10 protein-coding genes are annotated in these 14437 nt (G+C 66.7%); 1 reads left to right on the top strand and 9 read right to left on the bottom strand.

The window, feature by feature from the left end; genetic code table 11:
- Positions 1-165 precede the first annotated feature (165 nt).
- The 9 genes from ACREE8_RS18335 to ACREE8_RS18295 form a co-directional block, all read right to left on the bottom strand.
- On the bottom strand, positions 166-2181 hold the full coding sequence (locus ACREE8_RS18335) for an FAD-dependent oxidoreductase (protein WP_431574447.1): 2016 nt from the start codon (positions 2179-2181) through the stop codon (positions 166-168).
- A 175-nt stretch (positions 2182-2356) separates the two neighbouring features.
- The gene (locus tag ACREE8_RS18330) at positions 2357-3157 is read right to left on the bottom strand and encodes a hypothetical protein (protein WP_431574446.1); all 801 of its coding nucleotides are present in this window, start codon (positions 3155-3157) and stop codon (positions 2357-2359) included.
- 137 nt (positions 3158-3294) lie between these two features.
- Positions 3295-3798, bottom strand: a complete 504-nt coding sequence (locus ACREE8_RS18325) for a CarD family transcriptional regulator (RefSeq protein WP_431574448.1) — start codon at positions 3796-3798, stop codon at positions 3295-3297.
- A 741-nt stretch (positions 3799-4539) separates the two neighbouring features.
- Positions 4540-4875: a ferredoxin FdxA gene (gene fdxA, locus ACREE8_RS18320; protein ID WP_431574445.1), complete on the bottom strand. Its 336-nt coding sequence runs from the start codon at positions 4873-4875 to the stop codon at positions 4540-4542.
- A 21-nt stretch (positions 4876-4896) separates the two neighbouring features.
- Positions 4897-5412 carry a TerB family tellurite resistance protein gene (locus ACREE8_RS18315; protein ID WP_431574444.1) on the bottom strand — a complete coding sequence of 172 codons (516 nt, stop codon included), beginning with the start codon at positions 5410-5412 and terminating at the stop codon, positions 4897-4899.
- Positions 5413-5500: 88 nt separating this feature from the next.
- Entirely contained in the window at positions 5501-5977 is a 477-nt protein-coding gene (locus ACREE8_RS18310; RefSeq protein ID WP_431574443.1) for an RNA-binding S4 domain-containing protein, read from the bottom strand.
- A 12-nt stretch (positions 5978-5989) separates the two neighbouring features.
- Complete coding sequence (locus ACREE8_RS18305; RefSeq protein WP_431574442.1) at positions 5990-8626, bottom strand: helicase-related protein; 2637 nt, start codon at positions 8624-8626, stop codon at positions 5990-5992.
- A gap of 88 nt (positions 8627-8714) precedes the next feature.
- Positions 8715-9653, bottom strand: coding sequence for a DUF2167 domain-containing protein (locus ACREE8_RS18300; protein WP_431574441.1), 939 nt, complete (start codon positions 9651-9653; stop codon positions 8715-8717).
- Between the two features lie 77 nt (positions 9654-9730).
- On the bottom strand, positions 9731-12253 hold the full coding sequence (locus ACREE8_RS18295) for a glycoside hydrolase family 99-like domain-containing protein (protein WP_431574440.1): 2523 nt from the start codon (positions 12251-12253) through the stop codon (positions 9731-9733).
- A 231-nt stretch (positions 12254-12484) separates the two neighbouring features.
- Here ACREE8_RS18295 and htpG point away from each other — a divergent pair, with 231 nt between their 5' ends.
- Positions 12485-14383, top strand: a complete 1899-nt coding sequence (gene htpG, locus ACREE8_RS18290; protein ID WP_431574439.1) for a molecular chaperone HtpG — start codon at positions 12485-12487, stop codon at positions 14381-14383.
- The last annotated feature ends 54 nt before the right edge of the window (positions 14384-14437 follow it).

The following is a 14437-nucleotide window of genomic DNA, read 5'->3' as shown; positions in this document are numbered from 1 at the left end:
TCGACTCATTCCCCGGACAGCCCTGCACCCTGTGGGGAGAGGGCGGGGCCCATTGCGAAGCAATGGGGGGTAAGGGGTGCGGTGCGCGCAGAGCAAGTGCCCTCTTGTATATGGATCGAATCGTCCCCGTGTGCTGAAAGGGGCGAAGTGAGAGGGGATAAGAGTCTACAACGCCAGCGCCAGCTTGCGGCCCTCATAGATCGCGGCGGCGGCGTGACGGGGCGAGAGTCCGTCGCCGATCGCATGATGCTCGAGGCCCGAGCCTTCGAGCGCCTGGGCCAAGGTATTCTCGGAGACATTCGCTGTCGCCAGCACCAGCGTGTCGAAGGCCAGATGCTTCGAGCTGCCGGCAAGCAGATCGAGGATCGTGGCGCCATCGCCATGCCATTCGCCGACCGCGGCGTCGGTGATGAACTCGACGCCCAGGCTCCGCAAGCGCTTGCGCATGGGGAACTCGCTACCCGTGCGCAGGATCTCGCGGCCCACCATCGAATCCGGCGTCAGCATCGTGACGTGATGGCCCTGCTCGGCCATCGCCCAGGCGGTGCCGGCGCCGCGCCAATTGCCGCTGTCGTCGAGCAGCAACACCCGCTGGCCCAGCCTTGCCGCGCGACCCATCACATCCTCGACCGAGAACACGTTGGGTCGATCGATACCGGGCAGGCGCTCGACCGTCGGCAGTGCGCGCTGATAGCCGTTGCGCGCCGGCTGCGAACCGGTGGCGAGCACTACCGCGTCGGCGCCGAAGCCCTTGATCTCGTCCTCGTCGATCGGACTGTTGAGCCGGACCTCGACCTGCAGCTTCTCGAGCTGGCCCTCATACCAGCCGATGAGATCGAGGATCTGCGCGCGGCGCGGCTGCAGCCCCGCGAGACGAAACTGTCCACCGAGCTTGTCGGAGGCTTCGACCAGCGTGACGCGATGGCCGCGCTCGGCCGAGGCGCGCGCGGCCTCGAGACCGGCCGGCCCGCCGCCCACCACCAGGATCCGCCGCGGCTTGGCGGTGGGCGTGAAGCGGTCGCCGCCCCACTGGAATTCACGGCCGGCGGAGGGATTGATCAGGCAGGAGATCCAGTAATCGCGCGAGCGCCGGCCCCAGCACATCTGATTGCAGGAGATGCAGCCGCGGATATCGGAGGCCCGTCCCTCACGCGCCTTGTTGGCGAGATGCGGATCGGCGATCTGGCCGCGCACGATCGAGATCATGTCCGCTTGGCCGGAGGCCACGACATAATCGGCATTCTCGGGCGTGCGGATATGGCTCTCGGCCTGGACCTTGACCGTCTTGACCGCCTGCTTGATCGCCTCGGCGAAGGGCGGTCCCAGCTTGTCCTCATAGAGGAAGGCCGGGATGATCCGCGTATGGTCGAAATAGCTGCCGGTGCCGATGGTAATGTAATCGTAGAGCCCGCGCGCATCGTGCCAGGCCGCGATCTCCTGCTGGTCGGCGACCGAGAGCACGTCGGGGCGTGAGGGATCGACGCTGATCGCCATGCCGATGACGAAATCGGGCCCGGCATATTTCCGGATCCGTTCGAGCACGGCCGCCGAGAACGCCATGCGCTTCTCGAAGCTGCCGCCGAAGTGGTCATCGCGCCGGTTGCTGAAGGGCGACCAGAACTGCTCGATCAGCGCGTTATAGGCCGCCATCAGCTCGCAGCCGTCGAAGCCCGCTTCCTTGGCGCGCCGCGCCGCCTGGCCGAAGCCTTCGACCAGCTCCTCGATCTCGGCTTCGCTGACGGCGTGGCTGCCGTCGGAATCATGCATCGACGGCAGCCCCGAGGGCGACCAGTTGGCCTCGAACGAGTTGTCCCAGTCGCCATGGGCGCCGACATGATAGATCTGCTGGATCATCACCGTGCCGAACTCGTGGCAGGCGTCGGTGATGCGCCGGAAATGCGGGATGACCGCGTCGTCGCTGTGGCGGAAATTGCCGCGCGTCAGCACGCCGGTGCGGTGCGGCGGCACCGGCTCGACCACGATCATCGCGGCCCCGCCGCGCGCGCGTTCGCTGTAATAGCCCAGATGCCGGTCCATCGGCAGGCCGCCCTCGCTCATATTGGCGGTATGGGCGCCGAAATTGAGCCGATGCTTGAGCGTCCGGGCGCCGACCTTGATCGGCTGGAACAGATGCGGAAAGGCTTGGCCCGTTAGGATTGGGGTCGTCAAGGTAGGGCTCATCGAGGTCTCTCCCAGAGCAAGGTCGGATCAGCTTGCCCCAAGCTGATCCGTGAATCTTGCTCTGATTCAAATAACTGGAGACTGATTCACGTCTCAAGTCGATTCGACTTGAGACGATCAGGCTCCAGGCGCCGTCCCTTCTCTCGGGGACAAGCGCGACCACGAAATTACGAGGTTATGCCTCGATCATATCCACCAGCTCGCCGGAATGATCGAAACAACCGGCGAGCAGCGGCCCGCCGAAGCCGGCGCCGCCATCGACCGTCGCGGTGAAGCTGTCGATCTTCAAGCCGCCATGGCCGCGGTCATAGCCGCGCACCACGCGGCGGAACCCGCCATAGGGCTGCTCCATCCGGACGAAGGCGGAGGAGCCCCACCAGAGCGCATCGGCCTGCGCCGACAGGGGACGTTCGGGATCGATGCCGGCCGAGACGAAGAGCAGCGTCTCGTCGGCGGTATAGGCGGCGCGGCGCAAGGCACTCATCAGCGCGTAATGGCCGGGGCTCGCCTGCATCGCGTTGCGCATCTGGTTGGTCCAGCGCGTGATGCTGACGGCACCGTCGCGGGCAGCGGCTGCCGCCTGCTGAGGATCGCCGCCATAGGCCATCAGGGTCGCCTCGACGCCGTTCTGCAGCATCCAGCTCAACACCTCGCGCGGGTTGGGCGCGAACTGGAGCTGCAGCAGCTTCTGCCACATCTCCTCCTGCCCGCCGCGCAAGTAAGCGACATCGGAGGCGAACATGCGCGGGGCCGCGATCAGGCGGCGGCGAAAACGCAGCAGCTCGTCCACCGTCTCGCGGATCTGTCCGCCACGCCCCAGATAATTGCCAAGATAGGCCAGCCGGTCGCCCGGCATGAAGCGCTCGGTCAGCGCCTCGTGAATCTGGCGCAACCGCGCCGCCTCGCCATGGATCGAGGCAACCGCCCAGACCCGCCGGCCGGCTTTCAGAACGGCGAATTTCTCGCTGGCTTTCAAGGCCCGGCTTCTCCTTCGCCCCGTCGCACCGGTTGACGATGGCGAACGGTCGGACGCAAATCGGGCATAAAAATGACGACGCCCGCGTTCGCCTTGGCAGCGAACGCGGGCGAGTTTAGGCAGGCTTCAGCGGAGGCTCAAGCAGCCTTCAGCAGCTGCTCGAGACGCTGGGTTGCCGACTGTTCGTCGATATCCTCGACGGCCGCGAGCTCGCGAACCAGACGATCGAGCGCCGCCTGATAGATCTGGCGTTCGCTGTAGGACTGATCGGGCTGGTCGGCATTGCGATGCAGGTCGCGCACCACCTCGGCGATCGAGACCGGATCGCCCGAGTTGATCTTCGCCTCATATTCCTGCGCACGCCGGCTCCACATGGTCCGCTTGACGCGCGAGCGGCCCTTCAAGGTCTGCAACGCCGTGTCCATCACCTTGCGGCTGGAGAGACGACGCAGACCGGAATTGCGCGCCTTCGACACCGGCACACGCAGGGTCATCCTGTCTTTTTCGAAATGAACCGTGATGACCTGCAGGCTGTGACCCGAAATCTCCTGGCTGTCGATGCCGAGCACCTTGCCGACGCCATGGGTCGGATAGACCACATGATCGCCCGCGCGGAAAGTGACCTCTTCCAGCGTCTTCATCGGCCGGGGCGGAACGGGCTTCACCAGCACGGGCTTGCCCATCATCGGCTTCGCGGGGGCTGCAGGCGGCGGCGATTTCGCGGGCGCCACAGGCGCCGTCGGTTTCGCGGCGGACTGAGCCGTCGGCTTCGCAGCCGCGGCGGGCTTCACCGCGGCGGCTGGCGCGACCGGTGCGGCAGGTTTCGCCGGCGTCGACGCAGCCTTGGCTGCCGTATGAGTTGGTTTTGCCGGTGCATGAGCCGGATGCGCGGATCTCGCCGCCGGCTTGGCCGCGGCTTTCGGCGCTTCCTTGGTCTTGGGCTTCACGGGTGCTGTTGCTTTCACGGGCGCGGGTTTCGCCGCGACGGGTTTCTTCTTCGCCGCCACGGGCTTGGCCTTGGCAGAGGCGCTCTTCGCTGCCGTCTTGCCCGCCGAAGCCTTTGCCGACGCTGCTTTCGGTTTGGTACGCGTGGACATCGTCTTTACCTGTTCCTCTCTCGAACCGCGGCAAGCGCATGCGCCCGCCGCAGCATTGCGGCGCTGCGCTCCGACCACCCAATCATTGATACGGGGCCGGGTGCCGCGAACACCCGCCTAGGGGCCTGGGCCTCTCCGAACCCGGAGGCCGACCGCCATCTTTCGGAAATATAACGGAAATTGGGCCTTGATTCAACTCAAGGGCTGTGGCAGTCACGAGCACAAATCAAGAACTGCCCGGAGCACTCCTCCGAACATTCCACAATCTTCAGAGGAATCAATCCCTTATCCCTTATCGGGATCGGGGCTGAAAAATTTGTCGAACTTGCCCTCGACGCCTTTGAACTGGTCCGCATCGGCCGGCGCCTCACCCTTGCGGGTGATGTTCGGCCATTGTTCTGCATACTGACGGTTGAGCTCGACCCACTTCTCGAGCCCCTGCTCGGTATCCGGCAGGATGGCATCGGCCGGACATTCCGGCTCGCAGACGCCGCAATCGATGCATTCGTCCGGATGGATCACGAGCATGTTCTCGCCGGCATAAAAGCAGTCCACCGGGCACACCTCGACGCAATCCATGTATTTGCATCGGATGCAGGCTTCGGTGACGACGTAGGTCATCTCAGGCGACTCCAGTTGCGTTCAATGATCGGTGGCGAGAACGCCGCGGCCGGACCCGATCGGGCCCGAACCCTGCTTCTCGGCCTGCGCCGCGGAGGTGCGCGCCAGGACGCGCTTGCGCGCGGCGCCATTCTCCGTGTCGGACAGGTCGAGCAGGCCGGCAACGCGCCGCATTAAGTTATCCTCATAAGGATCGAGACGGCCGTCGGCATAAACCACTTCCCACAGCATCTCGACCAGCTTCACCCGTTCCTCGGGCGTCATCCCGTTCTTGACCTGCTGCGTGAAGGCGAAGAAGCGGTTTCCCGTCTCCGCCGACGCGAGCGCGCGGTCGAGATGCGCGGCGGCGGCCTCGGCGGTCAAACCGAAACGCTGCGCCAACCGCAACTCGATCACCTGCCGTTCGGCCGGATCGACGCGCTGGTCCATGCGCGCCGCTTCGGCCAGCAACATGGTCACCGCAACGACAAGATCGTCATGGTGCTCCGGTTGCTTCGGGTCCAGGCCCGCCAGCAATGCCTTGATACGACTGATCACGGGTTTGCCTAGCACGGCCCTCGGAGCCCGCGCAACCCTGGGCAAGTTGAGGATTTTGCGGTCAATTGCCGCGATTCCAAGGGGACAATCACGAGTCCTCGTCCTGGAGCCGATCGAGCGCGCGCCGGTCGCGCTTGGTGGGCCGCCCGCTGCCCGCGGCTCGAACGCCAGGACCCGCTTCCTGGCGCAGCCTTGCCTGGGGCGGTGTCAGATCCTGATAGAGCGTCCGCGCTTCCGGCGCCGGCCCGCGGCGCAACCCCAGCGCCAGGATGCGGATCACACGGACCTGACCGCCGAGCGGAAAGGTCAGCACGTCGCCGGGCCGCACCGTCTGGCTGGCCTTGGCGACCAGGCTGGGCGTGCCGGGCCTGACCTCGGGCACCGACGCGGGCGCGGGTCCGCCGGAAGCCGCCGCCTGCGCCAGGCGGATCTGGCCGCCGACACAGAGCTTGGTGGCCAAGCTGCGGCTTTTGCAGAAGCGGGCATGCCATAGCCATTTGTCGAGACGCAGCGCCACGGCACCGGGACCCGCAGCTTCGACGTCGCGATCGGACAGGTCCTGCATCGTGGGCTCGCCTCAGCGTCCCGCACGCAAGCGGCGGCGCAGCGAGCTCAGCGCGGCGAAGGGCGAATGCGGATCGACCGGCCCGGGACCCTGCTTGCGCCGGCGCCGTTCCGGCTTCTTCGCAGAAGCGGCCGGCTTCGATGGCGATGTGTCGCCTGCCGGGACATCCTCATTGGCCGCGGGCGGCATGCCCCCGACGGGTGATGCCGCCGCGGGCCGCGCGGCGTCGTGCGGCCGCCCTGGACGCGGAGGCCGGCCTCTCGACTGGAACGTCATCTCGCCGCCCTGGCCGCCCTGGCGATAGCCCAGCGTCCGCAGCAGAGCCGGAAGGGCCGTCTCATCGCAGGCGACCAGGGTGCGCAGCGGCTCAGTCACGACGAAGGCGCCCTGCCGCCCGAGTTGATGGGCGAGCCGCGCGAAGCGATCGAGCGCGTCGGAGCGCACCGCCAGCCCCGCCAGCGAGCAATAGCCGAAGGCGAGGCAGAATCCCTCGGGCTGATCGGCGCTCGGCACGAAGCTCAAGGGCCGGCCCGCCGGCAAGGGCGGCATCGGCCGCTCCTGGCGAACCGCCCAGAGCTGGGCCGCGAGGCGCGCGCTCTTGCCATTGCCGATGCCGCGATACCAGAGGCTCTGATTGCCGAACTCGATGCCGAGCTTGGACAGGGCCTGGCGATCGAGGGCGGTCAAGGCCGCGATCTCCGTCTCGGCCTTCCGGCGCGGCAACAGACCCAGCGCCTCGCTCAGCTGAAAGGCGATGCCGCGTGCCGCTCCCTTGAGGTCGGCCTCGGCCAGCGCCACCAGCGGGCCCAGCCGCGCGCGAATGAGCCGCTCGGTCCAGGTCACCAGGCGACGGCGAACGCGCTCACGCTGGGGGCCGTCGAGATAGTCGCTGGGAAACACCTCGACCCGCGGCTTGAGCGCGCGTTCGCCCGCGGCCAGCCGCGCGACGGCGCGGTCCTGCCACAGGATGCGGCCATCGTCGGTCAGGCGGAACTCGCCATCCTCCGCCGCCTCGAAAAGTTTGACCCGGCCCGGGATCTCGCGCAGCAGGGCGCGGCGGGCGGCGGTGTTGAGATGACGGGCCTCGTCGCCCTTGAGCCCGCCATCGGCATGGAACTCGAAGCCTTCGAGCTTGCCCACCACATGGCCTTCGACCACCACCTCGCCGCTGCGGGTCAAGGCGCTCATCAGCTCGCCGCCCTCCTTCATGCGGCGCACCAGGGCCGCGTGACGATGATCGACGAAGCGGCTGGTGAGCGATTGATGCAGCGCGTCGGAGAGCCGGTCCTCGATCGCGCGCGTGCGTTCCTGCCAATGGGCGGGATCGGCCAGCCAGTCGGCGCGGTGCGCGATGTAGGTCCAGGTGCGGATATGGGCGATGCGCTGGGTCAGCAGGTCGATATCGCCATCAACGCGATCGATGCGCTGGATCTGCTCGGCCACCCAGTCCGGCGGCAGCGTCTCGGTCGGGCCGGTCAGATGATGATAGATCTGCCCCAGGAGACGCGTATGCGCGTCGGAGAGGATCTTGCGGAAATCCGGGATCTGGCAGACCTCCCAGAGGAGCCGGATGCGCGCGCTCGATCGTGCGAGCCCCTCGATCTCCGGCTCGCGCGACAAGGCCAGCAACGACTGATGATCGTCGGCATCGCGCGTGCGCAGCAGGCAGGGCTCGGGCGGCGGCGCCTCGAGGCTCTTCAGCAGGAAACCGAGGCTGCGGAAATCGAGCGACGCGTTGCGCCATTGCAGCGCCTTCAACGGATCGAAGCGATGGTTCTCCACCGCCTCGACGATCTCGGGCTCGATCACTCCCGCTTCCGCCGTCGTGCCGAAGGTGCCGTCGCTCATATGCCGGCCGGCGCGGCCCGCGATCTGCGCGATCTCGGCCGCGGTCAGGCGGCGCGGGCCCCGTCCGTCGAACTTCACCAGCCGCGCGAAGGCGACATGATCGAGATCCATGTTGAGGCCCATGCCGATCGCATCGGTCGCGACCAGGAAATCGACGGCGCCCGATTGGAACAGCTCGACCTGGGCGTTGCGCGTGCGCGGGCTGAGTGCCCCCATCACGACCGCGGTGCCGCCCCGCTGGCGGCGCACCAGCTCCGCGATCGCATAGACCTCGGCGATCGAGAAGGCGACCACGGCACTGCGCGGCGGCAGGCGCGTCAGCTTCTTCGGGCCCGCATAGGAGAGGATCGAGAAGCGCGGCCGCGAGATATATTCGGCCTCGGGCACCAGCTTGCGGATCAACGGCCGGATGGTGTCGGAGCCCAGCAGCATCGTCTCCTCGATGCCGCGCGCCGAGAGCAAACGATCAGTGAAGACATGGCCACGTTCGGGATCGCCCGCGAGCTGGACCTCGTCGATCGCCAGGAAGTCGGTCGGCCGATCGAGCGGCATCGATTCGACGGTGCAGATGAAATAGGCGGCGCGCGGCGGGACGATCTTCTCCTCGCCGGTGACCAACGCCACCGCATGGTCGCCCTTGATCTTGCGGATGCGGTCATAGTTCTCGCGCGCCAGCAGGCGGAGCGGAAAGCCGATCATGCCGGTGCGATGGCCCAGCATGCGCTCGACCGCGAGGTAGGTCTTGCCCGTGTTGGTGGGGCCGAGAACCGCCGTGACGCGCGAGGCCGCGAATTCGCTCATGGCATGAGAATCGGGTGTCGGCCCCCGATTCGCAAGCGGCGCCGTTATCGCAAGGTCAGGCGCGGGTTTCCGGGCGTTTTGCGCCGGTTTAGCGGGTGGCGGCCGGAGGGTTTGGCGGCGGGGGTGCCGCGGGCGGCAACAGAGCGGCCGCCTTGCGGCGCGCGCGGACCTTCCACGCCGCGAACCCGCCCAGGATCACGGCGACCACGGCCAGGATCTTCTTGCCGAACACGAGGACCCCGCCCAGCAGCGCCCACAGAAATCCCTGGCCGAACTTCACCCCCATGATCGACGCGGCCAGCGCGCCGATGCCAAAGCCGGCGAGCTTGTCGCCGTCGACATGGTCGGCATAGCGATAGCCGTCATCATAGTCATGCAGGCCCATCACGGTGGCGAGGCTGTTGCTGGAACCGGTGAAGGAGGACTCGTCGCCCACCCAGATCACATAGTGATAGCCATTGCGGGCCAACCGGACGGCGCTCGCATTGATCCAGCGATTCATGGCATTGCTGAGCGAGGTTGCCCAATAGGCCGTGTGGGTGGCGCCGTCGTAACGCGGCGTTTCCTTCCAGCCGTCGATGAGCAGGTAGTCGACGCCCTGGCGGACCCGGTCGCTGTTGCGTTTGAGCTCCTGCTCCTGCATCTGCTTCAGGAATTCGTCGGCATTGACCTCCGACCAGTCGTCATCCTTGACGAAGCCTTTATCGTAGAAAACGAAATAGACCGCGGTGTGGTCGGCATTGTTGAAGACGACCGCCTCGGTGCCGGAGGCATCGACGCCGTTGGAGAGCGTGTCGTAGCGGGCGGCATCCGCGCCGAGCAGCAGGTAATAGCCGTCGGGCAGGTCGATATGGCTGTGCGACTGGGTCAGCTGGTAATGGCCGGCGGCCGAGATCCAGTTGAGCTTGTCGAGCTCGGCCTGACGCTGCTCCTGGGTCAGGATCGGGTCGTCGGCCCCCGCCGGGAACGGCGCCAGCAGCAGAAAAGCGGCCATCGCCAATGCGATGCGAAGCCCGGCGGCAGCCATGCGGGAATCCCCCTGGATCGATGCAGGCGACAGGCGCGGCGGATTATTACAAAAAATACAGATGATCGGCCTGGCGATCAATCGCCGCCGTCGGAGGCTTGGCCCCAGTGGATCCGGCCCGCCTTGTCCAGGGCCTCGCGCGTCGCCTCGAGATAGCCGCGCCCGTGCCGGAAATCGGGTTCCAGCACGGTGCCCTCGGCCCATTCGTTCCAGGCGTTGATGAAGATCAGCGATTCCGGGTTGGCCCGCTGCCGCTCCTGCGCCAGCACGCCCGAGAGCCAGAAGCCGAACAGTTCCGGGGTCGCGCCCTCGAAGATGTTGGCGCCGGGACCGCGCCGCGCGCTGTTGTCCCACCCCATCATCAGGCCGCGATGGACCCGGCCGCGCCGCGCCAGAAACTCCGGATCGGCGGGGTTGAAGGACAGCGCCTGATCGATCACCGCGCCATAGTCGTAGATGTTGCCGCGAAAGGCGGGGCTGAGCCCCTCGACCTTCCGCTCGACGACATTGGTGCGATGGGGCGGGAACTCGACCAGCGCATCGAAGCCCTCGAGCCGGTCCTCGGTCACGTCCCAGAATTTGACGGCGCAGAGATGAATCTCGCCGATCCCGGCGCGCCGGCAAGCCTCACGCCAGAGAGCGATCGCCGCCTGCAGGCCGGGAATGGTCTTGGCGCGATAGATCAGCAGCACCGGCCGGCCTTCATGGCGGATATAGCGGGGATCGCGCAGGAAGGGGATCATCTCGTCGATGAAGGCCTGCGCGAAGCCGGGGCCGTAATCCTGCTCGACCAGGATCTCGTGATCGAGCCCGTCCCACCGGCGCGTCCAGTTCTCGTTCGCCCAGCAGATGCAGAAGGGGAAATCCGGTTCGCCGCTGCGCAGCATCTCCATGATCGGCGTCTCGAGCAGGCGCCGGCGGCGGAACCAGTAATAATGATAGCAGAAGCCATGGATGCCGTAGGCCGAGGCGAGCTTTGCCTGGGCATCCCGCACCGACGGCATGCGCAGATCGTAGAAGCCGAAATCCGCCGGCAGCCTCGGCTGCAGATGGCCCTCATACATCGGCCGCGCGCGCGCGACATTGTTCCATTCGGTGAAGCCGCGTCCCCACCATTGATCGTTCTCCGCGATCGGATGGAACTGCGGCAGATAGAACGCGATCGTCTTGACGATGCGACCGCCATCCATGGTCAGCCGGTTATGCAGCGGCGCGGCTGGCAGCGTCGCCTCCCGAACCGCCGGGGTTTCGCTCGCGGCAAAGCCCGCATGACCGGCGGCCACCAGGAACAGCCGCTCGATCGCATGGGCCAGCGTGCCGTCGATCTGATTCTGCTCCGGCTCGAAATCGGCCAGCGCGAGCTTGAGCGCTTTCAGCGGTGCCAGCGCCGCGGTCCGGCACCAGAACATCGAGCCGGCGAAGAAATCGACGCGGATCTCGTGTTCGCCGATGCCGGCGCGTTTCGCCATCGCCCGGACTTGCGCTTCGTTGCTGCCCCAGCGATGGCCCTCGCCCGCGATGCGCAGGCCCGACGGACCGACCAGCCCCGCCTCGGGATGAGCGTCGAACCAGGCGATGAGATGGCGCGTGGCATCCGCGCTGCCCAGCAGATCGCCCAGCAGATCGCGCCGCCATTCATTGCCGTCGTCGCGATGCGGGCTCTTTTTGCCGTGGATCTTGCAGAGATAGTCGTAGCGGTCGAGCCGGCCCGACCCCAGGAGCTCCAGGAAGGGACCGATATCGCGCCCGCGATTCTCGACACCCAGTATTTGCGCCGAGGGCATGTCGGCCTGGATTGTCGCCGCCGCTTCGTCGCGCCGCTCGGCCGGCACCGAGACGATCAGGTCGAAGGGCTCGTCGATGGCGCCGAGCCGGCGGCCGATCTCGGGCCAGAGATCGAGATAGAAGAGATGCAGCACCACCGCGATGCGGGGCTGGTTGCGCGTCGACGCCGGAACCGCGAAGGGCGGCCGGTCGCTCGCGGCGGGCAGGACCGAAGCCAGGGCCGTCGCGGCATCGCCGCCGCCGCGCGGCGGGTTGGCGGGCTTCAGCGCCGAGCGCCCTTCGGCCTTGCCGATGAGGATGTAATGGACCAGCGGGTTCATCCCGCTGCTGGCGACATCCGGATAGGCGACGCCGTAGGCCAACGTCGAGAAGGCGGTGCTGGGGTTGCGTCCTTCCTTGGCACCGAAGCGCAGATAATGCGCGATCGGATCGGTTTCGGCCGCCGCCACGTCGGGATAGGCGCGCAAGTAGTAACGCGTGTCGAACAGGCCCGACGCCTCGACGAGCTTCTTTTCTTCCGCCAGCCGCCGGGAAAAGAGACCGTCGCGCCGCAGGCGGCGCCAGACGCTGCGCATCAGCCGCTGCAGCTTTTGCTCGAGCCGCACCAGCCGGGCGCTGCTCAGCCGGCGCAGCTGCTCGCGCAGGCGCAAGGCCTCGTTGAGGGCGGCGCGTTCCTGGGATTTGAGATCGGCGAGCTCGCGCTCCAGCCGCTCGACCAGCTCGATCAGGCTGCCGCCCGCGACCGGTTCCGGTGCCGAGGGGCCGAGGGGCCGGCCTCCGTCAGGGCCGTGATCGGGCGGTGGTGATGCCGGCATAGCTCGGGAAATCCAAGGATCTTCGGGTCGGGTCGCGGGACGGAGGCCGGATTTGCGAGGCACCCCGGCCTGCCGGTGCGCAAAGGACGCAGATCAGCCTCTTGATGGCTTCCTAGGGATATCACATATCTCCCGCCGTCAAAGCCAGCCCGCCCGGAAAGCCGTCAGGGGTGCAGGCCGGACAATCAGGGATCGCTTGGGAATTGGCCCGGGAATAGCCTAGGAATGACCATGACCAATCAAGAGACCAAATCCAGCCCCGAAAGCCGTCACGGATTTCAGGCCGAGGTCGGGCGGCTGCTCGAGATCGTCGCCCATTCGCTCTATAGCGAGCGCGCCGTTTTCCTGCGCGAGCTGATCTCGAACGCGGCCGACGCCTGCGACAAGCTCCGCTATCTGTCGCTGACCCATCCCGACCTGATCGCGGGCGATCCCGAGCTCAAGGTGGTGATCCGCGCCGATGCCCAGGCCGGCACCCTCACCATCGCCGACAACGGGATCGGCATGAACCGCGAGGACCTGGTCGAGAATCTGGGCACGATCGCGCGCTCCGGGACCGCCGCCTTCCTCAAGCAGGCAACCGGCGACGCCTCCAAGGACCTGGCGCTGATCGGCCAGTTCGGCGTCGGCTTCTATGCCGCCTTCATGGTCGCCGACCAGGTCGAGGTGGTGAGCCGCAAGGCCGGCGAGACCGAAGCCTGGCGCTGGCGCTCCGACGGCAAGGGCGAGTTCGAGGTCGTTGCGGCCGAGCGCGACAAGCGCGGCAGCGACGTGATCCTGCATCTCAAGGCCGACGCCAAGGAATTTCTCGAGCGCGACCGGCTGAAGAAGATCGTCACCAAATATTCCGACCATATCCCGCTGCCGATCTTCCTCGCCGCCGATGGTACGAAGGAGGGCGGCAAGGAGGAGCGCGTCAACGAGGCCTCGGCGCTCTGGATGAAGTCCAAATCGGAGATCACCGAGCAGGGCTATGCCGAGTTCTATCGCCACAGCGCGCATGCCTTCGACAAGCCCTGGATGACGCTGCATTTCAAGGTCGAGGGCGTGCTCGAATATGCGGGGCTGCTGTTCGTGCCGTCGACGCGGCCGTTCGATCTGTTCGATCCCGACCGCAAGAACCGCCTCAAGCTCTATGTGAAGCGCGTCTTCATCACCGATTCCTGCGACGAACTGGTGCCGCCTTACTTGCGCTTCCTGCGCGGCGTGGTCGATTCCTCGGACCTGCCGCTCAATATCAGCCGCGAGATGCTGCAGCATAATCCGGTGCTGGCGAAGATGCGGACCGGCATCACCAAGCGCGTGCTGGGCGAGCTCGAGAAGCGCGCCAAGGACGAGCCCGATTCCTACGCGGATTTCTGGAACCAGTTCGGCGCGGTCCTGAAGGAAGGGCTCTATGAGCAGAACGACCAGGGCGATGCGCTCTTGTCGCTGGCGCGCTTCCGCTCCACCGCCTCGGACAAGCTGGTCTCGCTCGCCGACTATCTCGGCCGCATGAAGCCGGGCCAGGAGGCGATCTACTACATCACCGGCGAGACGCTCGAGGCCGCCAGCCGCAGCCCGCATCTCGAGGGCTTCCGGGCCCGCGATGTCGAGGTGCTGCTGCTGACCGATCCGATCGACGAGTTCTGGGTCCCGGCCGTGGGCGCCTACAAGGAAAAGCCGCTGCGCTCGGTCACGCGCGGCGGCGCCGAGCTCGACAAGATCGTGAGCGCCGATGCCGACAAGAAGCCGACCCCGCCGGCCCCCGACGGCATGGACGGGCTGATCGCGCTCTTCAAGCTCACCCTCAAGGATGCGGTCAAGGATGTGCGCGCCTCGCAGCGTTTGACCGAGAGCGCCGCCTGCCTGGTCGCCGAGGATGGCGATCTCGATATCAATCTGGAGCGGCTCCTGCGCCAGCATAAGCGGCTCGACACCGGTGCCAAACGCGTGCTCGAGATCAATCCGCAATGCGATCTCGTGGCGGCGCTGATCAAGCGGCTCAAGACCAAGGGCAATGCCGACGAGCTCGGCGAGGCCGCCTGGCTCATGCTCGACCAGGCCCGCATCCTGCAGGGCGAAACGCTCGAAGACCCGGTGGCCTTCGCCCGGCGCCAGAGCGAGATGATGCGGCGCGCGCTGGGCTGATTTTGCTCTTTCCTCTCCCCCTCCTGCCTTCAGGAGGGGGAGAGGGTAGGGTGA

It is taken from the genome of Hypericibacter sp. (assembly GCF_050729195.1).
Classification (GTDB): Bacteria; Pseudomonadota; Alphaproteobacteria; order Dongiales; family Dongiaceae; genus Hypericibacter.
Note: the sequence above shows the minus strand (reverse complement) of the source record. Positions and strands in the feature narration are given on the sequence as shown.

Bases quoted from the DNA above. Each gene is read 5' to 3' on its own strand.
- ACREE8_RS18335 (WP_431574447.1), bottom strand. From the start codon at position 2,181: ATGAGCCCTACCTTGACGACCCCAATCCTAACGGGCCAAGCCTTTCCG.
- ACREE8_RS18325 (WP_431574448.1), bottom strand. From the start codon at position 3,798: ATGAAGACGCTGGAAGAGGTCACTTTCCGCGCGGGCGATCATGTGGTC.
- fdxA (WP_431574445.1), bottom strand. From the start codon at position 4,875: ATGACCTACGTCGTCACCGAAGCCTGCATCCGATGCAAATACATGGAT.
- ACREE8_RS18310 (WP_431574443.1), bottom strand. From the start codon at position 5,977: ATGCAGGACCTGTCCGATCGCGACGTCGAAGCTGCGGGTCCCGGTGCC.
- ACREE8_RS18305 (WP_431574442.1), bottom strand. From the start codon at position 8,626: ATGAGCGAATTCGCGGCCTCGCGCGTCACGGCGGTTCTCGGCCCCACC.
- ACREE8_RS18300 (WP_431574441.1), bottom strand. From the start codon at position 9,653: ATGGCTGCCGCCGGGCTTCGCATCGCATTGGCGATGGCCGCTTTTCTG.
- ACREE8_RS18295 (WP_431574440.1), bottom strand. From the start codon at position 12,253: ATGCCGGCATCACCACCGCCCGATCACGGCCCTGACGGAGGCCGGCCC.
- htpG (WP_431574439.1), top strand. From the start codon at position 12,485: ATGACCAATCAAGAGACCAAATCCAGCCCCGAAAGCCGTCACGGATTT.